This window comes from Glutamicibacter sp. MNS18 (genome assembly GCF_026107515.2).
GTDB lineage: Bacteria > Actinomycetota > Actinomycetes > Actinomycetales > Micrococcaceae > Glutamicibacter.
In genome coordinates, this window is record NZ_JAPCHW010000023.1 from 1 (window position 1) to 20,265 (window position 20,265).

General features: G+C 65.2%; 21 protein-coding genes and 1 tRNA gene. 12 read left to right on the forward strand and 10 right to left on the reverse strand.

Features of this window, described 5'->3' with window-relative positions; translation table 11 throughout:
- The coding region (locus tag OK351_RS17550) for a hypothetical protein (protein WP_265161100.1) at positions 1 to 216 on the forward strand (216 nt) is incomplete at its 5' end.
- Between the two features lie 197 nt (positions 217 to 413).
- Positions 414 to 1,076 carry a pentapeptide repeat-containing protein gene (locus tag OK351_RS17555; RefSeq protein ID WP_265161653.1) on the forward strand — a complete coding sequence of 221 codons (663 nt, stop codon included), beginning with the start codon at positions 414 to 416 and terminating at the stop codon, positions 1,074 to 1,076.
- A gap of 99 nt (positions 1,077 to 1,175) precedes the next feature.
- Here OK351_RS17555 and OK351_RS17560 read toward each other — a convergent pair.
- A tRNA-Lys gene (locus tag OK351_RS17560) sits at positions 1,176 to 1,251 on the reverse strand.
- 272 nt (positions 1,252 to 1,523) lie between these two features.
- Here OK351_RS17560 and OK351_RS17565 point away from each other — a divergent pair.
- The 4 genes from OK351_RS17565 to OK351_RS17580 all read left to right on the forward strand — a co-directional run bounded on the left by OK351_RS17565 (position 1,524) and on the right by OK351_RS17580 (position 5,361).
- On the forward strand, positions 1,524 to 2,189 hold the full coding sequence (locus OK351_RS17565) for a hypothetical protein (protein ID WP_265161674.1): 666 nt from the start codon (positions 1,524 to 1,526) through the stop codon (positions 2,187 to 2,189).
- A gap of 59 nt (positions 2,190 to 2,248) precedes the next feature.
- Positions 2,249 to 3,472 (forward strand): MFS transporter, encoded by a 1,224-nt coding sequence (locus tag OK351_RS17570; protein ID WP_265161677.1) that lies wholly within the window; start codon positions 2,249 to 2,251, stop codon positions 3,470 to 3,472.
- Positions 3,473 to 3,712: 240 nt separating this feature from the next.
- Positions 3,713 to 4,327, forward strand: coding sequence for a DUF47 family protein (locus OK351_RS17575; RefSeq protein ID WP_265161679.1), 615 nt, complete (start codon positions 3,713 to 3,715; stop codon positions 4,325 to 4,327).
- Positions 4,328 to 4,332: 5 nt separating this feature from the next.
- Positions 4,333 to 5,361, forward strand: coding sequence for an inorganic phosphate transporter (locus OK351_RS17580; protein WP_265161681.1), 1,029 nt, complete (start codon positions 4,333 to 4,335; stop codon positions 5,359 to 5,361).
- Between the two features lie 46 nt (positions 5,362 to 5,407).
- On the opposite strand, the gene OK351_RS17585 is transcribed toward OK351_RS17580, so the two are convergent.
- The 6 genes from OK351_RS17585 to pstS all read right to left on the reverse strand — a co-directional run bounded on the left by OK351_RS17585 (position 5,408) and on the right by pstS (position 10,430).
- On the reverse strand, positions 5,408 to 5,608 hold the full coding sequence (locus OK351_RS17585; RefSeq protein ID WP_265161683.1) for a helix-turn-helix transcriptional regulator: 201 nt from the start codon (positions 5,606 to 5,608) through the stop codon (positions 5,408 to 5,410).
- Positions 5,608 to 6,075, reverse strand: coding sequence for a hypothetical protein (locus tag OK351_RS17590; RefSeq protein WP_265161686.1), 468 nt, complete (start codon positions 6,073 to 6,075; stop codon positions 5,608 to 5,610). The genes OK351_RS17585 and OK351_RS17590 overlap by 1 nt, the downstream gene beginning before the upstream one ends.
- A 219-nt stretch (positions 6,076 to 6,294) precedes the next feature.
- Entirely contained in the window at positions 6,295 to 7,074 is a 780-nt protein-coding gene (gene pstB / locus OK351_RS17595; protein ID WP_265161688.1) for a phosphate ABC transporter ATP-binding protein PstB, read from the reverse strand.
- 56 nt (positions 7,075 to 7,130) lie between these two features.
- Entirely contained in the window at positions 7,131 to 8,261 is a 1,131-nt protein-coding gene (pstA, locus tag OK351_RS17600) for a phosphate ABC transporter permease PstA (protein ID WP_265161690.1), read from the reverse strand.
- Entirely contained in the window at positions 8,261 to 9,196 is a 936-nt protein-coding gene (gene pstC / locus OK351_RS17605) for a phosphate ABC transporter permease subunit PstC (protein ID WP_265161692.1), read from the reverse strand. Before pstC ends, pstA begins: the two co-directional genes overlap by 1 nt.
- Positions 9,197 to 9,311: 115 nt before the next feature.
- Positions 9,312 to 10,430 carry a phosphate ABC transporter substrate-binding protein PstS gene (gene pstS / locus OK351_RS17610; protein ID WP_265161728.1) on the reverse strand — a complete coding sequence of 373 codons (1,119 nt, stop codon included), beginning with the start codon at positions 10,428 to 10,430 and terminating at the stop codon, positions 9,312 to 9,314.
- A 211-nt stretch (positions 10,431 to 10,641) separates the two neighbouring features.
- Here pstS and OK351_RS17615 point away from each other — a divergent pair, with 211 nt between their 5' ends.
- From OK351_RS17615 to disA, 3 genes are read left to right on the forward strand one after another with little or no spacing between them, the layout of a single operon-like run.
- Entirely contained in the window at positions 10,642 to 11,775 is a 1,134-nt protein-coding gene (locus tag OK351_RS17615) for an FUSC family protein (RefSeq protein WP_265161694.1), read from the forward strand.
- Between the two features lie 56 nt (positions 11,776 to 11,831).
- The gene (radA, locus tag OK351_RS17620; RefSeq protein ID WP_265161696.1) at positions 11,832 to 13,226 is read left to right on the forward strand and encodes a DNA repair protein RadA; all 1,395 of its coding nucleotides are present in this window, start codon (positions 11,832 to 11,834) and stop codon (positions 13,224 to 13,226) included.
- Between the two features lie 34 nt (positions 13,227 to 13,260).
- Entirely contained in the window at positions 13,261 to 14,334 is a 1,074-nt protein-coding gene (gene disA / locus OK351_RS17625; protein WP_265161699.1) for a DNA integrity scanning diadenylate cyclase DisA, read from the forward strand.
- A 3-nt stretch (positions 14,335 to 14,337) separates the two neighbouring features.
- On the opposite strand, the gene OK351_RS17630 is transcribed toward disA, so the two are convergent.
- Complete coding sequence (locus OK351_RS17630; RefSeq protein ID WP_265161701.1) at positions 14,338 to 14,946, reverse strand: hypothetical protein; 609 nt, start codon at positions 14,944 to 14,946, stop codon at positions 14,338 to 14,340.
- Positions 14,947 to 15,032: 86 nt separating this feature from the next.
- Here OK351_RS17630 and OK351_RS17635 point away from each other — a divergent pair, with 86 nt between their 5' ends.
- The gene (locus tag OK351_RS17635) at positions 15,033 to 15,941 is read left to right on the forward strand and encodes an HhH-GPD family protein (RefSeq protein ID WP_265161703.1); all 909 of its coding nucleotides are present in this window, start codon (positions 15,033 to 15,035) and stop codon (positions 15,939 to 15,941) included.
- Positions 15,942 to 15,959: 18 nt separating this feature from the next.
- Here OK351_RS17635 and OK351_RS17640 read toward each other — a convergent pair whose 3' ends face one another.
- Positions 15,960 to 16,466 carry an amino-acid N-acetyltransferase gene (locus tag OK351_RS17640; protein WP_265161705.1) on the reverse strand — a complete coding sequence of 169 codons (507 nt, stop codon included), beginning with the start codon at positions 16,464 to 16,466 and terminating at the stop codon, positions 15,960 to 15,962.
- Between the two features lie 234 nt (positions 16,467 to 16,700).
- Here OK351_RS17640 and OK351_RS17645 point away from each other — a divergent pair, with 234 nt between their 5' ends.
- Both OK351_RS17645 and OK351_RS17650 read left to right on the forward strand, forming a co-directional pair.
- A complete protein-coding gene (locus OK351_RS17645) occupies positions 16,701 to 17,933 on the forward strand; it encodes an MFS transporter (RefSeq protein ID WP_265161707.1) in 1,233 nt (410 codons plus the stop codon).
- Positions 17,934 to 18,055: 122 nt separating this feature from the next.
- Complete coding sequence (locus OK351_RS17650; protein ID WP_265161709.1) at positions 18,056 to 18,502, forward strand: iron chaperone; 447 nt, start codon at positions 18,056 to 18,058, stop codon at positions 18,500 to 18,502.
- Positions 18,503 to 18,562: 60 nt separating this feature from the next.
- Here the strand turns inward: OK351_RS17650 and OK351_RS17655 are convergent, their stop codons facing one another.
- Positions 18,563 to 20,149, reverse strand: coding sequence for an alpha/beta-hydrolase family protein (locus tag OK351_RS17655; RefSeq protein WP_265161711.1), 1,587 nt, complete (start codon positions 20,147 to 20,149; stop codon positions 18,563 to 18,565).
- Between the last annotated feature and the right edge of the window lie 116 nt (positions 20,150 to 20,265).

Here is a 20,265-nt window from a genome sequence, read left to right on the forward strand (position 1 = left end):
GCCATGCTCTGCCCCCGGGACCACGACGACAACCACGCCGGGAAATTCACGATCGTGGACATCAACGGGCTACCCCACGTACTGGAACCGGAATACCTGGACCCGACCCGAACCCCGCGCCGCAACAAATACTGGTTCAGCAACGACGAACCGGACCTGACCGACCCACCCCCACCACTACCACCGGCCACCCCACCACCAAACGACACCGGGTAAACGGCAGAGACCCAGGCAACAGCTATGTACCGGGCACGGTTGGCTGCCCTGGACCACTGCTCGCCGGGCACCACAGCATTCGTATTTCCCCCATGCCGACGCGGTCATTGGCGACGTGCAGTTGCCGCTGTTGCGCGTCAGGTTTGGTAACCTCGGGGTTGCTCGCCAACGGAACAGCAACCATGGATGTGGGTTATATGAGCGCAGGACGCGGCACGGCACCGAAAACCGGTGGTTGGAACCTTCCCACGGTGTTGTCACCCGGGACCAGTGAACAGCTTCAGACCGAACTGTTGCATGAGACGGCCCGGTTCAGGGGATTGGACATCTCGGGGATGGATTTGTCGGACAGCACCTTCGAGGAATGCGAGCTCGACCAGTTGACCGCCCATGATACGCAGTTCCGCTCCACCCGGTGGCTACGCACTGCCGTATCCGGCATGAACGCTCCGGTTCTTCGCGCCTCCCGGACGGTTCTGCGCGAGGTCAGCTTCGAAGCCTGCCGCCTGGGGGCCGCGGAACTCTATGATGCAACCTTGGACAATGTGGTGTTCTCCAATTCGAAGATCACCTGGTTGAATTTCGGTTCGTCGACGGTCAAGGACGTACTGATCCGCGATTGCACCATCGATGAGCTGGATCTGGGGCAAGCCAAGCTCGAACGTGTCTTGTTGGAGAACGTCAGGGTGGGCTCGGTCAATTTCAGTGGAGCCCGGATGCGCCAAGTGGACCTGCGGGGCGCCCAATTGCGCTCGATCAGCGGACTGGAGAGCCTTCGGGGAACCGTCATCACCCCCGAGCAGCTTCAGGCTTTGGCCGAGTTGTTCGCCGAACATCATGGGATTGCCGTTCGGGACTAGACCTTAAGACTATGGTCAAACTATGGTCAAAATCGGACTCGAGACTTAAACAAATGAACCGTCTCCCACTTGTTTTACCAAGTGGGAGACGGTTCTTCTTGGTGCGCCCTGCGGGGATCGAACCCGCGACCAATGGATTAAAAGTCCAGTGCTCTACCAGCTGAGCTAAAGGCGCACGGCACGTAGCCAAAAACCATGTTACCCGATCAAGCGGGTTGAAACTTAATCGGGATATAGCCGGTGGCCAGCACCGGGAAACACCAGTTGAACTGGCCTGGACCCCCTCCGGTTACGTTGCCCGGTTCGCCACGCGGTACGCGTTCGGACCGGCACGCAAGGCTTCCACTTTGCACGATAGCAACCTGGATCACGGCCGGATTGCACGGCCCACGGTAAACTGATGGGCCGCTCACCGTGCCTACAGCTTGAAGGAGTATCCTCGTCCACATGAAAGGCTCACGCGCAGGTTCCAAGGTCGCCCATGATTCCGGGTTCCGCCATCACAAGCCCAAGCCGATCACCTCGGGTGATTTCGAAGCCTACGCCGGAGGTGCCGATCCGGCACGCGTTTCGGAAGCCGCCCACCTATCCGCCCAGGCATTTGTCCACCGTGGTCTGGCCAACCAGGATCCGGAAGTCACCGCACGCTTGGTCTCGGTGGCCGAGGACGAGGGCCTGGAGGTCTTGGCTGAGCTGTGGAGCGAGGCCCCGGCCCGATCGCTACCCGGCGCCCTGTGGCGGCTTTACGCCATCCGCACCGCCACACTGAACAACCCCGAGGCCATGGCCACCCGTTTCCGCGCCGGGGCGCAGCGCGCCCAGGTTGACCGGATCGTGGCCGGGGTCGCCGAACCCCCGACCTCCGAGGAAATGCGCAAGACCGCGGACTCCATCCTCTCCGGTGCCTTCGACGGTGACTTCGCCCACGCGCTGGAACGCACCGCCGCCTACTGCCGTGTCATCGCCCTGGGGATGACCGACCACGCGGATGCCGCCGATCTGGCCAATGAGGCGAGGGGAACCACACTGACCCAACGGGCCACGGCGCTGGTGCGCACCGCCGAGGATCTGGAGGCCTCGGCAAGATTATGGCGTAGCGATTGCCTCGATTAGCCCCGGAGACGATAAATTGCAGGGGTAGGCGCATAATCTAGGCAAGTGGGGCAGGAAATTTGAGCAGCCAACCAAGTAGGCCGGCATCCGGCATTGGACGTTGGCTATTGGTCCTGATCCTCACCGCCATCTTCTCGCAAACCACCCTGAACCTGGTCCGGCCCGTGACCACCTACAAGCTGCTGACCCTGGATGCCGGGCCGGTCACTATCGGCCTGACAACCGCGGCCTACGCCCTGTTGCCGTTGGCCACCGCCTTGTGGCTGGGCCGTGCCAGTTCGCGGATCATGCAGATCCGTTACCTGATGCTTGCCGGAATCCTGCTGTTTGTCGCAGGTTCGGCAGCGATCGCCAGCGCTCCCAATGTGGTCATTGTGGCCGCCGGCAGCGCCGTACTTGGCATGGGGCACCTGATGTTCACCATTGGCGGCCAGTCCTCGATTGCCCGCTTCCTTCCCGACGACCAGCTGGACAAGGGTTTTGGCTGGTTCACTGCCGCCTACTCGGTGGGACAGTTCATCGGGCCGTTGATTGCAGGTTTCATCCTGGGCAGCGATTCCTCCATCGGAGCGGCCGAACGGGCCGGGGACATCACGCTGTCGCTGTGGATCGGTGCGATCATCTCGGCCTTGGCCATTCCCTTCCTGTTGCCGAACATGCAACCCAAACGACCCGGTAAGACCCAACGAGTCAGCGGCGAACCGGGAAAGGCGGCGAAGCAGGCCACCATCGGTTCGATCCTGAAGGTGCGCGGTATGGCCTCTCACATGTTCGCCTCGCTGGTCTTGCTGGCGATCATCGACATCCTCACCGCATTCCTGCCGCTGGTGGCCGAACACCACGGTGTGGCCCCGGCGGCCGTGGGCGTGCTGCTGGCCGTGCGCGGCGCGGCATCGGTGCTTTCACGGCTGATCCTGCCGTGGATCTCCACGCGGTTCGATCGCCCCAACCTGGTGCTGGGGAGCCTCTATGGTTCCGGTGCGGCCATTACGGCGGTTCCCTTCCTGATGGACCAGCTGGTGCTGGCCTCTCTCGCCTTGTTCGTCGGTGGGTTCCTGCTGGGCCTGGGCCAGCCGCTGACGATGACCATGGTTTCCACCGCGGTCCCCGGGCAGGACCGTGGTGCGGCGCTGGCCGTACGGCTGATGGGCAACCGTCTGGGACAGGTACTGCTCCCGCTGGGGGCCAGCACCGCGGCCGTGGGACTGGGCCCGGCCGGTGCCATCTGGTTCTGCTGCGCGCTGCTTTGTGTCAGTGGCGTTGAGAAAACCCTGCGTCGCTAGAGTGAGATCAAGCACCCTTGGTCTGCGCGGTTGACAGGTGGCCGGTTTAACGAGAAAACTGGACTCTGGTGCCGGGCCGCTGGTAACCCCGGGCTCCAACCATTAGCCGCCTAGAGCGGCCTTCCGCCGAGAGGCGTTCCCGGTCCGGCACCATCACGAATTCCGTTCACCTTCCCGTCGTACACTATTCAACGTCAGCCTATTGCCTAGAAGTCCAAATTGAATGGTGCGACGAACATCGTGAAATTTCAGCTCTTCCCCTCTGCATCGCGTGGTATCGACCAGCTACGTGATCTTGCTGCGCTGATCCAGGAATCCGTGCAAATCGTTGCCGAGATGATCGGGAATGCCGACGAGCGCGAAAAGCTTGTTCGCAACCTCTCGGAAGCGGAAACCAAGGCCTCGGATCTGCATCATGCGGTCCTCACCCACCTGCGCACCAACTTCCTTTCGCCACTGCCGCGTGAGGACATGTACACCTTTGCCCGGCTGCTGCACGAGGCCATGGAGGTGCTGCGTGGCGCCGGGGAACTGATTAACGCCCTGGGTTCCACCCCGCTCTCCCCGCGGGCCTCCGAGCAGTTGGAACTCATGGGTCAGCTCGGCGAGCTGGCCAACGGGTCATTGCGCCGACTGCATCACCTCGATGACCTGGAGGACAACTGGCTGCAGATGGTGCACCTGTCCAAACGGATGTCCCGCACCCACCTGGCCTGGAGCATCGAGAACTCCTCCTTTTCCAAGGCATCGACCATGCACCGCCACCAGATGGTGGCCAACCAGCTCAACGGATCCTGCAATGTGATGCGCCAGTTCGCCGACCACCTGGGCCGCGTCCTGGTCAAGGAATCCTAGAGGAGATGGCCCTGCAGACAATTCTCGTCGGGGTGGCACTGGTCCTGGCCCTGGGATACACATGGCTCAACGGTTTCCGCGATGCCTCCACGGCAGTGGCCGCGGCCGTGCGCACTCGGGCGCTGACACCGGGTATCGCGGTAGCAGTTGCCGCGGTTTTCGCCTTCCTGGGCACCCTGGCCAGTTCCAGCTTCGGGTTCTTCCTGGTCAGCAGGCTCGATGTGTCCCTCGGTTCCGGGGTTCCGGGCCTGCTGGTTCTGGTCTGTGGCCTGGTCACCGCGATCGGGTGGGGGTTGTTCTGCTGGTGGCGTGGTATGCCCACCTCGTCGACGCAGGGCCTGCTGTCCGGGTTGGCCGGGGCCACCGGGGCCGCCGCGATCCTGGGAAGCCGGTCGATGAGCAACCCGTTGGATATCCTCACCGGAGGCGTACTGCTGCCGCTGCTGGTCACCCCGATCGTCGCCTATTCCCTGTCCTACCTGATGGTCTACCCGGTAACCTGGTTGATTCGCCATGACACGGCCCGCGACGTCAACGCCCGCTCCCGGGCCGGCCAGGCCCTGGGCGCCTGCGCCGTGGCCCTGGGCCTGGGCCTGCAGGACGGGCAACGTTCCGGGGCGATGCTCACGCTGATCCTGCTGACCGCACAATATGTGGATTCCCCGGCGGCGACACCCTGGGCGATCCAACTGACCGCCGCCACCTTCCTGTCCCTGGGGGTGCTGTTCGGCGGCTGGCGCATTGCCCACACGCTGCAGCACCGCTTGGTGAAGTTCGACCCGATGCGTGGAATGGTGGCCCAGGGTGTGGCTGCGGGCCTGTTGTACGTCGGCGCCCTGCTGCTGCACCTACCCATCTCGACCAATCAGTCGGTCAGTAGCGCGATTGTCGGGGCCGGGGCCAACCAGCCCTTCGAGACCGTGTCCTGGCGCAATGTGCTGCGAGTTGCCGGCCACTGGATCGCCACACCCATCGCCTGTGTGGCCGGCGGTGTCATTCTCACGCTGGCCGCGTATCCGCTGACCTTGATCTAGCGCTAACCTGAACCACCGTGCCACCTTCCCGATGACGGCATTGCGGCTACTCTTCCGCCCCGGGGGTAAACAGGTCCTCGATCCTGCACCCGAAGACCCGGGCCAACCGGAAGGCCAAGGGCAGCGAAGGATCGTAACGCCCCTTTTCCAGCGAGATCACCGTTTGCCGGGAGACACCGAGCAGGTCGGCCAGCGCCTGCTGCGACAGCCCGCGGTCCTTGCGGTATTCCGGCAGCGAATTCTCCACTACCCTTCCGCCTTCTTGATCGACCAGTACCTGACCGCGAAGTCGGCCATGGCCACCACGATCACGCCTGCCAGGACGAGCCCGACATTGGCCGTGAGCCGGGTGAGGGAAAAGATGGTGGCACCAATACCGCAGACCAGCAGCAGGTCGGTGAACGCCGCACTGGCGGCGCGGTCATACCAGTGGCTCTCAATCGAGGCTTCCGGATCCTCGGTGGCTCCCTGAAGGGTCTTGCGGTCCACGAAAAACGCCCAAAACACGCCACAGGTGGCCGGCAGGGTCATCACCCCGAACAGCAGCCCGACGAGCACCGGCCTCTCCTGGGCGACGAGCAGGCCGAACAGGGCACCGAGTCCCGCCGAGAGCAGTACCCCGCACCCCACGGACAACCCGATCAGGAGTGCGGGTCCGCCGCCAAAGCGTGCCCGCCCCCAGCGGCTCTTGTATTGCCGGCTGGCTTCCATCATCCTTCTCCTTCACCCTCAATGTAAACCTCACTTTACAGACAAATACACTTTACAGTCAAGCGTCCTTTACCCTGTCGGCAAAGGACCTTAAACGACCGATGGCCCGCCACATTGTGACGGGCCATCGGCCTGATCCCCTCCAGGATCCCCCGGAAGACCCCCTTCCGGACCGCTTGCCACCGGCCCTAACCGGTGGCAAACGAATTCTTGTTCAGACGCCTACCCGAAGCGTCCCGAGACGTAGTCCTCGGTGGCCTTCTCCGCGGGGTTGGAGAAGATCGTGGCGGTCTCGTTGTACTCGATGAGCTTGCCCGGCTTTCCGGTGCCCGCGATGTTGAAGAACGCGGTCTTGTCGCTTACCCGGGCGGCCTGCTGCATATTGTGGGTCACGATAACCACCGTGTAGTCGTTCTTCAGCTCATTGATCAGGTCCTCGATCGCCAGCGTGGAGATCGGATCCAGGGCCGAGCACGGTTCGTCCATCAGGATCACGTCGGGCTTGACCGCGATGGTGCGGGCAATGCACAGGCGCTGCTGCTGGCCACCGGACAGGCCCGAGCCCGGCTTGTCCAGGCGGTCCTTGACCTCGTTCCACAGGTTGGCTCCGCGTAGCGAGCCTTCCACCAACGCATCGGCGTCGGACCGGGAGATCTTCTTGCCGTTGAGCTTCACGCCGGCCAGGACGTTGTCCCGGATGGACATGGTGGGAAAAGGGTTCGGGCGCTGGAAGACCATACCGATCTGGCTGCGGACATTCACCGGGTCCACGCCCGGTTCATAGAGGTTGTCGCCGTCGAGCAGCACCTCGCCCTCCACACGGCCACCGGGGATGACCTCATGCATGCGGTTCAGCGTGCGCAGGAAGGTGGACTTGCCGCAACCGGACGGGCCGATGAATGCGGTGACCGACTTGGCGGCAATGTTGATGTTCACGCCTTCCACGGCCAGGAACTTCGAGTAGTAGACGTTCAGGTCTTTGACGTCGATACGCTTTGACATGGTGTTGGGTCCTTTGAAATCTGTATCGGGGCGAAGGGTTCCGGAGCCTGGGCGGCTCAACGGCCCTTCTTCGGGGCGAAGAACGAGGCGACCAGGCGGGCAATGAGGTTCAGTGCCATGACCATCAGGATCAGCAGCAGGGCCGCGGCCCAGGCGCGCTGGATCGACGGGTCGATGTTCGTCGGGCTGGTCGGGGTCAGGATCTGGTAGTAGATGAACGTCGGCAACGTGGACATCCAGTTGGCGAACACGTTCAGGTTGATGTTGCTGGCGATGCCCGCGGTGACCAGGATCGGCGCGGTCTCACCGATCACCCGGGCGATGGCCAGGGTGACACCGGAGGCGATGCCGGAGATCGCGGTGGGGATGACCACCTTCAGGATGGTGCGCCAGCGTCGGACACCCAGCGCGTAGGAAGCCTCACGCAGTTCGTTGGGCACGATCTTGAGCATTTCCTCGGTGGAACGGACCACCGTCGGGATCATCAGCACACTCAGCGCCACCGCTGCGACGATGCCCATGCGGGCGTTCGGACCCAGGATGATGCCGAAGAAGGCGGCGGCGAACAGGCCGGCGACAATCGAGGGGATACCGGTCATCACGTCCACGAAGAAGGTGATGGCCTTGGCCAGCGGCCCGCCCTTGGAGTACTCGACCAGGTAGATGGCGGTGAGCATGCCCACCGGCACCGAGATGATGGTGGCCCACAGGGTGATCAGCAGCGTGCCCATCAGTGCATGGTAGGCGCCGCCGACCACCGGGGTTCCCTCGGCCACGGATTGGTTGTCCACCGCGCCGGTGACACCGTTCATGGAGCTGGTCAGGAAGTGCATGTTCAGCCCCGGCAGGCCCTTGTCCAGCACGGTGTAGATGACCGAGGCCAGCGGGATCAGTGCCAGGATGAAGGCGCCGTAGATCAGGTAGAGCGCCAAGGCGTTCTTGCCGCGGCGTTTGCCCTCGATCACCGTGGTGGCCACGGTGGCGCCGATGACGAACAGCAGTGCGGCGTAGATCGCGAAGCTGGCGACGGCGAAGCCGCCCAGGGTGGACAGCGCCGCGCCGAGGATGACGGCGGCCACGGCAATGGCCGGTACGGCCCAGCCCGGCATCCTGCCCTTGGACAGCGCATTGCGCCGGCGTGGGGCCAACGGGGTTTCGCTCTGCGGGGTGGTCTTGGTCAGGCTCATCAGTTCGCTCCCGAGAATTCCTTGTGGCGGGCGATGATGGCCCGGGCGATCATGTTGACGATCAGGGTGATCACGAACAGCACCAGACCGGCGGCGATCAGTTCAGCCAGCCGCAGGCCGAAGGCCTCCGGGAAGTTCAGCGCGATTTCCGCGGCGATCGTCTGGTTGCCGGACTGGATCAGCGACGGGATCAAACCGCCGGTGGAGAGCACCAGGGCAACGGCCATGGTTTCTCCCAGCGCGCGGCCCAGGCCGAGCATGACCGCGGAGATGATTCCGGGACGGGCGAAGGGCAGCACCGCGGTGGAGATCATTTCCCAGCGGGTGGCACCCAGGGCCAGCGCGGCCTCCTCGTGCAGCTTAGGGGTCTGCAGGAAGATCTCGCGGGACAGCGAGGTGATGATGGGAAGGACCATCACGGCCAGCACGATGCCTGCGGTGAGCATGGTCTTGCCGGTCTGGCTGGCGGGACCGCCGAAGATCGGGATGAATCCCAGGTTCTCGGCCAGCCACTGGTAGCCGGGTACCAGCGCCGGGGCCAGAACCAGGTAGCCCCAGGCACCGTAGATCACCGAGGGGATCGCCGCAAGCAGGTCGATCAGGTAGCCCAGGGGGCCGGCGATCCTACGCGGGGCGTAGTGCGAGATGAACAGGGCCACCGCGATACCGATCGGGGTGGCGATCGCCAGGGCGATCAGCGCGGCGATGACGGTGCCGATGACGATCGGGAGGATGTAGCTGAAGAAGCCCGCACCGCCGGAGATCTCGGCGGGATCGGCCGTAAAGGTCGGCAGGGCCTGGATGAAGAGGAAGACTGCAACCGCGAACAAGGTCAACAGGATCAGCACACCGGCGCCCAGTGCGGCACCGGAGAAGATCTTGTCACCGGCGCGTCCGGCGGACGGTCCGCTGCTCTTCAGAGCATTGGTGGTCATGGCGAATGCCTTCTGTGGGGTTCAAGGCCGGCGGGTGCCGGCAGCAGGGGGGGTGGAGGAGGGGGTTAAGGGTGCGGGCCGTTGCCGGCCCGCACCCCGGGTCTGACCTTGATGCCTATTCGGCGACGGCGATCGAGTCGATGGCCGCGGCGGCCTTCTGCGAGATCGCTGCACTGATCGGCGCGTTGCCGGCCGATTCCTGTGCGGCCTGTTGGCCTTCCTCAGACACTACATAGTTTCCGAAGGCTTTGACCAGATCAACGGTTGCCTGGTCTTCGTAGCTGGAGCAGAAGATATGGTACGAAACCAGCACGATGGGGTAGGTCCCGGCTTCGGTGGTGTCACGTGCCAGGTCCAGCGCCATGTCGGTTTCGCCGCGTCCCCCGACCGGGGTTGCCGCTTCCAGCGCCTTGGCTGCCGCCTCGGCCGAGATCTCGGTGTACTGGTCTCCGACCTTCACGTTGACGGTGGACAGGCCGCCCACTGCCGAGAAGTCGGCGTAGGTGATGGAGCCGTTGGTGGAGGTGGTGGTCGAGACGACACCGGAGGTGCCCTTGGCGTTCTCGGCCTGGATGTCGCTTGGCCAGTCACCGGACACATCGTAGGTCCAGACATCGCCTGCCGCGGCCACCAGGTACTCGACGAAGTTCTCGGTGGTCCCGGATTCGTCATTGCGGTGCACCACGGTGATGGCGGTGTCCGGCAGTTCGACGTCCGGGTTCTGGCTGGCGATGGACTCATCGTTCCAGCTGGTGATCTCCAGCTTGAAGATCTTGGCGATGGTGTCCGCGTCCAGGTTCAGCGACTCCACGCCGTCCAGGTTGAAGGCGATGGCGATCGGCGAGACGTAGGCAGGGATGTCGAAGGCGCCGTTAGGGCCGCACACCTGCGTGGACTGCTCGATCTCCTCTTCGCTGAGGTAGGCGTCGGACCCGGCGAACTGCGCACCTCCGGCCAGGAAGGCCTTGCGTCCGGCACCGGAGCCGTCCGGGGAGTACTGCACCAGGGCGTCGGTGTTGGCTGCGGAGAAGCCGTTGGTCCAGGCGTCCATGGCCGAGTTCTGGCTGGATGCGCCGGAGCCGGTCAGGGTACCGGACACGCCGTTTGCTCCGTCCTGGGTTTCGGCCGGGGCCGACGGCGCGGCACCGGTCGGGTTGTCCGAACCGCAGGCGGTCAGTGCGATCGCTGCGACCGAAAGGATGGCAGCTGCGCTACCGAAGCGTTGGAACTTCACGAAGGTCTCCCCCATATCAGGAATGTTGCGTGTGGATTGACAGCCGTATCGGCTTGGTGTCTGGTTTGAGCCTAGGTACCGCAGGTAACGGGATTCCCCGGCGAAAGTGAACGCAAGGTTAACGCGGCCTTTGAAGTGCCGTGATGTCCCTCACGGCTTTGTGACACCGGGCATTCAGTTGTGCGCCTGACCGCATGTAAGACTAGGAATCATGGCCAGCGCAACGAAATTCAAACGCGCACAACAGTTCGTGCGCCAGCGGAACAAGGTCGGATTCGTCCGTGCCCGCAACTCGCTGCCGCGCATCATCCGGATGACCATTGCAGCGATCGGCGCCTACTGGGTGGCCGAATCGCTGCTGGGCCACACCCAACCGATCTTCGCGGCCACCAGCGCCCTGATCGCTTCCGGGTTCGGGGCCTCGACCACCATGCGCAAGGTGCTGGAGGTGGCCCTGGGCTGCACCCTGGGGGTGGCCATGGGCGATTTCTTGATGCACTGGTGGGGGCAGGGGCTATGGCAGGCCGCCGCGGTGATGTCCCTGAGCCTGCTGGTGGCCCGTTACCTGAACTCCGGGCCGATCTTCTCCACCCAGTTGGGTATGCAGTCGGCCCTGGTGGTGCTGATGCCGATCTCCGTCGACGGCCCCTTCGGCCGTTCAGTGGATGCGGTGCTCGGGGCCGGGCTGGCGATTGTGCTGATGATCCTGTTGCCCACCGACTCGCGGCGTACCCCGATCGCCGCGCTGTCGGAACTGTTGCGTGAACTCGCCGAGGTGCTACTTGAGTGTTCCTGGGCGGTCCGCGACGACGACCATCGTGCGGCCTTCCACGCCCTGGTCAAGGCGCGGGCCACCCAACGCCATGTGGACAAGCTGCCGCAGGCCTTCTCCACCGCCTTGGAAGTTGCCACCTTCGCCCCCACCCAACGCCGCCACCGACATGAGATCCGGCGGCTGTCCGAACGGCGGGAGAAATTCGATCTGGCGGCCCGCAACCTGCGCGTGTTCGTACGCCGGCTCGCCGCGGTGCTCAGCCAGAGCGCGCTGAGCCGCGAAGGGGCCGAACAGATCTCCGCCCTGCTTCGCGAGCTGTCCGAAGCGGTCGGCACGTTGTCCTATTCGGTGCGCGAATCCACGGTCGCCGGGCAGCGCAAGTACGAGCGGCTGGCCCGTCGCCAGCTGGAGGACTGTGCCGCACGGCTGGATCCGCGGGCGATGGGAATCGAGGGGATGCAGGGTGAAGGGCTGGTCCTGCTGCTGCGTCCGATGGTGGTGGACCTGCTTCAGGCGGCCGGCCAGGACCATGACGGGGCCGTCGCCCCGCTGCCGCCGCTGGATGATTAATCCGCGCCGCGGGCGGACGGCCGGAAAATGTCGGTGCCGATGGATACGATTGGCCCATGAGTAAGACCGCGCGTTCGAAGACCTCCAATAACTTCCGCTGCTCCGAGTGCGGCTGGAGCACCGCGAAATGGGTGGGCCGCTGCGGCGAATGCCAGGCCTGGGGCACCGTGGAAGAGGTCGGTGTGGTCTCCGCGCGCACCACCCCGGCCGCGCGAGTGGCCAATCCCGCCCAGCGGATTGCCGATGTCGACGCCTCGCAGGCGGCCTTCCGGTCCAGCGGGGTCGAGGAACTGGACCGGGTGCTCGGCGGTGGGCTGGTTCCGGCCGCTGCCATCCTGCTGGCCGGTGAGCCGGGGGTGGGCAAGTCCACGCTGCTGCTGGATGTGGCGGCCAAGGCCGCCCGCAGCGGGTTGAAGGTGCTCTACCTGACCGGGGAGGAGTCCGCCCCGCAGGTCAAATCCCGGGCCGAGCGGATCAACGCGGTAGCCGACACCCTGTACCTGGCCGCGGAGACCGACCTGGCCCTGGCGTTGGGCCAGATTTCGGAGATCGACCCGCAGCTGCTGATCCTGGACTCGGTGCAGACCTTCTCCAGTGCCGAGGTCGACGGCGCGGCCGGTGGGGTCTCCCAGGTGCGGGAAGTCGCCGCGTCCATCATCAACGCCGCCAAGACCCGGGCGATGACCACCATCATGGTCGGGCATGTGACCAAGGACGGTTCGGTGGCCGGTCCGCGCCTGCTTGAGCACCTGGTCGATGTGGTCTGCCAGTTCGACGGGGAGAAGCATTCGCGGCTGCGGCTGCTGCGCGCGCTGAAGAACCGCTACGGCCCCACCGATGAGGTCGGCTGCTTCGATTTAACCGAGGACGGCATCGAATCGCTGACCGATCCCTCGCGGCTGTTCATTACCCGCACCAAGCATCCGGTGCCGGGCACCTGCATCACCGTGACGCTGGAGGGCCGCCGCCCGTTGGTGGCCGAGGTGCAGTCGCTGCTCTCGCGCTCCGGCGGCCCGGCCCCACGCCGGGCCACCAGCGGGCTGGATGCGGCCCGCACGCAGATGGTGCTGGCGGTCCTGCAGGCCAGGGCCCGGATGGATTTGTCCGCGATGGACTCGTATATGGCCACCGTGGGCGGGGTCAAGCTCTCCGAACCGGCCACCGACCTGGCTTGCACCTTGGCGATCGCCTCCTCGATGCATGACTTCGCCCTGCCCCAGGATTTCGTGGCCTTCGGCGAGGTGGGACTGGCCGGAGAGGTACGGCAGGTCCCGGAGATCTCCCGGCGGGTCACCGAGGCGGCACGTCTTGGTTTCTCCTTCGCCATGGTCCCTGCCACCCCGCAGCCGCTGAAGAACATCCCGGCAGGGATAAGGGTGTTCCAGGTGGAGTCGATTTCCGAGGCACTGGACCTGGCATTCACCCAACGCCAGAAGCAGGCGGCGGGATAGGATGGCTTCATCCCCCGTCCGAAAGGAATAGCTGGTGCAATTACACCCCTCCGGCGAATTGCTGGGCACCTTGGCCCGGATCGCCCCGGGCACCGAACTGGCCGAAGGGCTGGAGCGGATCCAGCGTGGACGCACCGGGGCGCTGATCGTGCTGGGTCATGACGAGGTCGTGGAATCCATCTGCTCGGGCGGGTTCGGGATCGACATCGAGTTCTCCCCCACCCGTTTGCGCGAACTGGCCAAAATGGACGGGGCGATCATCTGCGACGAATCCGGGCGCCGGATCCTGCAGGCCGGGGTGCAATTGATGCCCGATGCCGCGTTGCAGACCGCCGAATCCGGTACCCGGCACCGCACCGCCGAACGTGTGGCGGTGCAGACCGGTTTTCCGGTGGTCGCCGTCTCCGCCTCCATGCAGACCATCACCCTCTACGCCGTCGGCGAGCGCCATGTGCTGGAAACCAGTGAACGGCTGCTGGTTCGCGGCAACCAGGCGATCGCCACCCTGGAACGCTACCGGCACCGGTTGGACCAGGTCACCAGCGCGCTGACAGCCGCTGAGATCGAGGACGCGGCCACGGTGCGCGACGTGCTGGCGGTACTGCAGCGCACCGAAATGGTACGCCGCACCAGCCAGGACATTTCCCGCCACGTGCTGGAGTTGGGGGCCGATGGGCGGCTGCTGGCAGCGCAGCACGCCGAACTGCTGGCCGGGGTGAAGACCGACAACCAGATGGTCTTGCGCGACTACCCGGTGCTGGCCGGTACCGACCGTGATCCGGTGGCCGCATTGGGGCGTCTGGAGCAGGTGCCGGACGGTTTGCTGATCGAGCTCGACGCGTTGCTGAAACTGCTGGTGCCCCAGGGGTCGGTTGGCCTGGATGACCCGTTGACTCCCCGCGGGTACCGGATGCTGTCGCTGATCCGCACCCTGCCGCGGGCCATCGGCGAGCGCTTGGTGGAGAACTTCAGCGACCTGCAGTTGCTGATGGCCGCATCCACCAGCGAACTGATGGACGTGGAGGGCATCGGCGAGCAAAGGGCCCGCTCCATCCGCGAAGGACTGGCCCGGATGGCCGAGTCCTCGCTGCTGGACCGCTACCTGTAGGTCCTACTGAAGTTCAAAGGTTGTCGCATCCGATTCGATGTCGCCCAATATGGCCGTGAACCGGTAGGTGCCCGGACGGGGCTGGACGTTGACGGCCTTGCACCCCGGGGCGGAGCGTTCACGCTGCCAGGTGAACCTGGCGCTCTCCTCCTGCCCGGCCTTGAATTCGAGGATCACGTCCTCGCCGGTCTCGGCGCAGTCGGTGGTGGAGAAGATGCGGTCCGAACCACTCATCACCAGGAACTCCTGTTGGCTGGTGCCCACGTTGAGGTCGCAGTCGGCTTCCGAGGTGTTTTTCACCGTCAGCACCAGTACCGGGCTCTTGTCCGCGGTGTAGGAGTTCTGGTCGGTGCTGGCCGATACCTCGACCTGTCCGGCATCACACATCCCCTCCGGTTGACCGGAGCCCGCTGAGGGCAGGTCATCGCCGGGTTCCCGGGACTCCTGGGCCTGGCTGCCCTGCCCATCGCGCTCGTTGCCGCCCAGTGCGGACAGTGCAAAACTCACACCCCAGCCCAGTAGGCCGATGAGCAGCAGCGCGATCACCGCAACGGTAATCCGCCGACGCCGATAGACGCTGGCAGGTTGCCTCCCGGACGGTGATGTGTTCATGGCTTAAGGCTAGTTCATGCGCGCCGTCTTCCCGGTGATTTGGGCATGATTATCACGCTGTTGGCGGCACGTCATACAGTGGAAGGGTGCAGCACATCCACCATCTGATCAACAACTGGTACCGGCACCATGCCCGCGACCTTCCCTGGCGTGACCCGCAGGCCTCCGGCTGGGCCGTCATGGTCAGCGAGTTCATGTTGCAGCAGACGCCGGTGGTGCGGGTCCTGCCGGTGTGGAGCGAATGGATGCGACGCTGGCCGCGGCCGCAGGATCTGGCTGCCGAACCCGTCTCCGAGGCGATCCGCGGTTGGGGCCGGCTGGGCTACCCCCGGCGGGCCGTGCGCCTGCATGCGGCGGCGGTGGAGATCACCACCGGGCACAACGGTGTTGTGCCCTCGACCGAAGCCGAGCTGCTGGCCCTGCCCGGTGTCGGCGACTATACCGCCGCGGCCATCGCGTGTTTCGCGTTCGGGCAGCCCAGCGTGGTGGTGGATACCAATATCCGGCGGGTGCATGCCCGGCTTTTCGGCGGGATGGCCCTGCCCGAGCCCAGCCCGCGGGCCAGCGAATTCACCCGCGCCCGCCAGGTCCAGCCCACGGACCATGAGACCGCATTGGCCTGGAACATCTCGGTCATGGAGCTGGGCGCCCTGATATGCACGGCACGCAGTCCCAAATGCGAGGCATGCCCGGTGTTCGAGCACTGCGCCTGGATTGCCGCCGGACAACCGGCCCCGCATTACAAGCCCAAGGGGCAGGCCTGGCAGGGTACCGACCGGCAGGTGCGCGGCGCGATCATGGCCATCCTGCGCAGCGACGAAGGGCCCATTGAACCCGCGGCTTTCCTGACCGACCTCGCGAGCCAGCAGGACACGGTATTTGCCCGGTTGCAGGCACTTGATGCGCCCCTGGAGCAACGCCGGCGCGCCCTGGCAGGGTTGTTGGCCGATGGGCTGGCCAGCGAAGAGGCCGCCGGAATCCGTTTGCCCAGCTGAGCGGGCCAGGCTGGAGAATCAGAACTGGAGGATCATCCGGGTATTACCCAGGGTGTTGGGTTTCACCCGGGCCAGGTCCAGGAACTCGGCCACACCCTCATCACGCGAATGCAACAGTTCGGCATAAACGGCCGGGTCCACGGCGCTCTGGTCCTCCATCACGGTGAACCCGTTGCGTTCGAAGAACTCCACCTCGAAGGTGAGGCAGAAGACCCGTTGCACCCCGAGATCCTGTGCACGGCGAACCAGTTCCTTGATCAGCGCCTTGCCCACGCCTTTGCCTAGCCACTGCGCGGCCGAGGCCAGGGTGCGCACCTCGGCGATGTCCTCCCAGATCACGTGCAAACCGCCGCAGCCGATCACTTGGCCCTCGGAGTCCTCGGCCACCACGAATTCCTGGATGGATTCGTAGTAGGTCACCGCTTCCTTGTCGAGCAGGATCCGTTGTTCCGCCAACGGCCTGACGAGGTCACGGATGGCATGGACGTCGCTGGTGCGGGCTGCTCGAACGGTAAATGAACTCACACTCCGATCCTATGCCCCCGGCACCTTGCCATCGACGATTTCGCCGCGGTATTTCGGCCGCACCCCGTCATGTGCCACCGGATCCGGCGGTTCGAAGGGAAACCTGGGTGGCGAAGGACCGGGTGTCACCGCTGCCCTGGACCCGCCGCCACGGGGTCCTTGCATGACGGATCCCCTGACTCGGAACCACTCCGGTTTGCAGTTACATGCCGTGGCTCTGGAACACTGGATCACATGCACACCCCCTCACGACAGCCCGGCATGGGGCTGTTGGCCATCCTGCTCAGTGCGGTGGGCATCGCCCCGCTGCTCAATTACGGGCTCAGCGCCACCAGCGACCTGATCATCCGGGATCTGGGCATCAGCGAAGCCCAGTTCGGCTTGCTCGCCACCACCTGTTTCGCCTTCGCCGCGGTGGGCAATGCGGCCATGGGCAAGTTCAGCGACCGGCGGCCGGACAATACCTTGATGGTCCTCATCTTCGGGGTCGCGACCCTGTCCATGGCTGTCGCGGCCATCCCCGGCGGATACTGGGTCCTGCTGGCCGCAGTGGCCCTCTCCGGGCTGGCCCAGTCCTTCCCCAACGGGGTGACCAACAGGATCCTCGCCCAGCGGGTCCCCGATGCACAGCGCATCACCTGGACCGGAATCAAGCAGTCCGGGGTCCAGGTCTCCCAGCTGGTCGGCAGCATCGGGTTCCCGTTGTTGGCGGCCTGGCTCGGCTGGCATGGGGCCAGCCTGGTCGGTGCCCTGATCGCCGCGCTGCTGGGTGTCATGGCAGTGCGGATCGTGTCCTTGGTCCCGCTGCTGCCCGTCCCGGCGAAGCCGAAGCCGGGTGCCTCGGGCAGCGGCCGCGGGCTTCCGAAGGACACCTCAGCCCGGTTCTTCATCGTCGCGTTGACGACCTTCGGATTCGTCAACGGGGCCGGGGTGCAGGCCAGCAACGTGTACCTGCCCCTGTTCGCGGTGCGGGAATTGGACTTTTCACTGGTGGCCGGGGGCTTGACCGCCGCGGTGGCAGGTGTTGTCGGCGTCACCGCCCGTGTGGGGTGGGGTGCGATGATGTCCCGCGGGATCCCGGCCCCGAAGCTGCTGCTGTTGTTGGCCATGTTGGCCACCTGCGGTGGCGTCGGCTTCCTGCTGGCCCAGCAACTGCATTCGCCCACCCTGCTCTGGGTCGCGGTGGTGCTGCACGGCGCGTCGGCCCTGGGCGTCTCGGTGGTGCTGATGGCCGCCCTGTTGCGCAGCATCCCGGCCGATCGCATGGGCAGTGCCAGTGGCATCGTCTCCGCCGGCCAGTTCGGCGGGTTCACCGTGGGCCCGCTGCTCATGGGCCTGCTGGTGGGGTCCGACGCCGGGTTTACCGCCGGTTGGATGGCCGTCATCGGCATCTACCTGTGCTGCGTGCTGTTGGGCCTGTTCCTGCTCCTGCGCCGCAGGCCACGGGAACCGAGGATCGGTGGATGATCAGTTTTCAAGAAGCACCGGACGGTGGGGGGCGGTTACGCTGGAAACCAGAGGGTTCACGCTGGCCGTGACCTTGTCGGACCGGTCTGGTCCGCATCAACCAACCAGCCGAGGAGGGCTCCATGAGCGCAGCTGACCAGGAAGGCTTCAGCGCCGCAGAGAAGGCCGCGATGAAGGAACGTGCCGCGGAGGTCCGCGCCCCGAAGAAGCGGATGACCAAGGCCGAGAAGGCGGCCCAGGCGCGCAAGGACGTCGAGGAGAAGATCGCCTCCTACGAGGGCAACGACAAGGTGTTGGCCGAACGCCTGCACCGCATCATCACCACCACGGCGCCGCAGCTGGAGCCGAAGACCTGGTACGGCATGCCGGCCTATGCGCTGGACGGCAAGATCCTGTGCTTCATCCAGGACGCCAGAAAATTCGAGGCCCGCTACCTGACACTGGGTTTCAACGATACCGCCGCGCTGGATGACGGCACCTTGTGGGCCACGTCCTTCGCGATCACCGCACTGGACGATGCCCTGGAGGACAAGGTGACGGCGCTGGTGGCCAGGGCCGTCGGCGCGTAGGTTCTGCCGCGGGGCACCCCGCGTGCCTCCGGCGCATTCCCGGAGCCACGCGGGGCCATGTCAGCGGGCCGGCTGCGATGTCGACAGCAACCGCACCAGCCGTTCGGTGTCGTCCTGGTTCCACTCCTCCGGCGGCAGGATCTGCGCCCAGGCACGCACCGGGACCTGACCGAACTCGTGGCCCTGCCCGTCGGGAACGCCAGGTGCCACCTGGTCCAGGACCAGCTGCAGCCCGGTGATCACCGGGACCCAGATCATCTGCCGTGGAATCTCATCCGGTCGCTGCCCGTTGCGCAACCAGTCCGGCCGCTGGGTCAGCACCGAGGCATGCCCCCAGCTGATCGGATCGTTGGCATGCTGCAGGTACCCGATACGGGTTCCCTCCCAGTCGCCCTGTCCCGGCCAACGGACCCCGTCATCGGAGAACCGCACATGTTCACCTTCCTGGTAGACGGGCAGGTGTTGCGGGCTTCCGGCATCACGCTCGGTGGTGAGTTGGCCCCACAGCTGGTTGTTGGCGGCCGGCCCCACGAAAAGGGCGCCATCGGTACGCGAGGCGAAGTCCTGTGCCCCGCTGAAAGCCGCTTCGGCCCCGAAGGATCCCAATGACTCGCCGCTGACCACCAACAGCGGGCGCTGCTCGTGCGGCAATTGCGCCCAACGCTGGTACACCGCGTCGAACAACAACCGCCCGGCATCACGGGCCCGCGTGGAGTCGACCAGGAAGGACATCCAGCTGGGCAGGTACGAGTACTGGATGCTGGCCGTGGCGGTGTCCCCACCCCACATGTATTCCATGGCCTGGATCTGGTTCTCGTTGACCCAGCCGCGGCCCGTTCCGGTGGCGACGTTCAGCACCTGGCGTTCGAAGGCACCGGTGCGCTCGAGCTCCTCCACCGCCTGGTACGCCTGCTCCCGCAAGTCAACTTCTCCGTCGCTACCTGCCCCGATGTACACGCGGATCGGCTGTTGCGCCTGGGTACCGGTGAACTGGGAGATTTCCTCCCGTTGCGGGGTGTTGTTCACGAACAAACGGCCCTGGCGTCCCAGCTGCTCCCAACTGCTCAGTGACCCCGGACCTGCCGATACCTCGCTGACCAGGGGCTTTTGCAACTCGTTGAGGAATTCGTCGTTGACCCCGAGGTAGATGTTGTCCAACGTTCCGGCAACCCGCTGGATCAAGGTCCGGTCCATGACGCTGGACAGGCCCATGGCAAGGACCAGCACCGCAACCACCACGGCCACCCGGGGAGGCACGATCCGGCCCAGCTTCGCGATGAGCCACTGACCGGACCGGTGGATTATCCGGCAGATCACCAACAGGGCACCGAACAGGACCAGCCCCAGCAGTGGAACCAGCAGCACCTGCCAGAACGGCTGGCCGTCCATACCCAACGCATCCCGCTGCTGCCGCTGCCAACGCTGGTACAGCCACAACCCGATGCCGAGGAGAAGTGCGAAAACCAGGACCAGCGGTGTGCGCGCACGACGCCGGACGGGCTCATGCTCCTTGCGGGCAGTCTCGATGAGCCAGGAGACGAGTACCCCCGCCCCGTAACCCAGTATGGCCGCCACCGCGCACAGGACGCCCTGGAACAGGGCCGTACGAGGTAGCAGCGAAGGGGTCAGGGTCAGCAATGCGCTCAATGTCGCCGTGCAGGCTGGCAGGGGCCGCATCAACCATGGGCGAAACACCGGCAGAGCTTGGACCATCGACATTTCCCCCCAGTCACACGCGGATTATCAGACTATCCCCAGTAGCC

Bases quoted from the DNA above. Each gene is read 5' to 3' on its own strand.
- OK351_RS17555 (WP_265161653.1), top strand. From the start codon at position 414: ATGAGCGCAGGACGCGGCACGGCACCGAAAACCGGTGGTTGGAACCTT.
- OK351_RS17565 (WP_265161674.1), top strand. From the start codon at position 1,524: ATGAAAGGCTCACGCGCAGGTTCCAAGGTCGCCCATGATTCCGGGTTC.
- OK351_RS17580 (WP_265161681.1), top strand. From the start codon at position 4,333: ATGGCCCTGCAGACAATTCTCGTCGGGGTGGCACTGGTCCTGGCCCTG.
- OK351_RS17590 (WP_265161686.1), bottom strand. From the start codon at position 6,075: ATGATGGAAGCCAGCCGGCAATACAAGAGCCGCTGGGGGCGGGCACGC.
- pstB (WP_265161688.1), bottom strand. From the start codon at position 7,074: ATGTCAAAGCGTATCGACGTCAAAGACCTGAACGTCTACTACTCGAAG.
- pstA (WP_265161690.1), bottom strand. From the start codon at position 8,261: ATGAGCCTGACCAAGACCACCCCGCAGAGCGAAACCCCGTTGGCCCCA.
- pstC (WP_265161692.1), bottom strand. From the start codon at position 9,196: ATGACCACCAATGCTCTGAAGAGCAGCGGACCGTCCGCCGGACGCGCC.
- OK351_RS17615 (WP_265161694.1), top strand. From the start codon at position 10,642: ATGGCCAGCGCAACGAAATTCAAACGCGCACAACAGTTCGTGCGCCAG.
- radA (WP_265161696.1), top strand. From the start codon at position 11,832: ATGAGTAAGACCGCGCGTTCGAAGACCTCCAATAACTTCCGCTGCTCC.
- OK351_RS17630 (WP_265161701.1), bottom strand. From the start codon at position 14,946: ATGAACACATCACCGTCCGGGAGGCAACCTGCCAGCGTCTATCGGCGT.
- OK351_RS17645 (WP_265161707.1), top strand. From the start codon at position 16,701: ATGCACACCCCCTCACGACAGCCCGGCATGGGGCTGTTGGCCATCCTG.
- OK351_RS17650 (WP_265161709.1), top strand. From the start codon at position 18,056: ATGAGCGCAGCTGACCAGGAAGGCTTCAGCGCCGCAGAGAAGGCCGCG.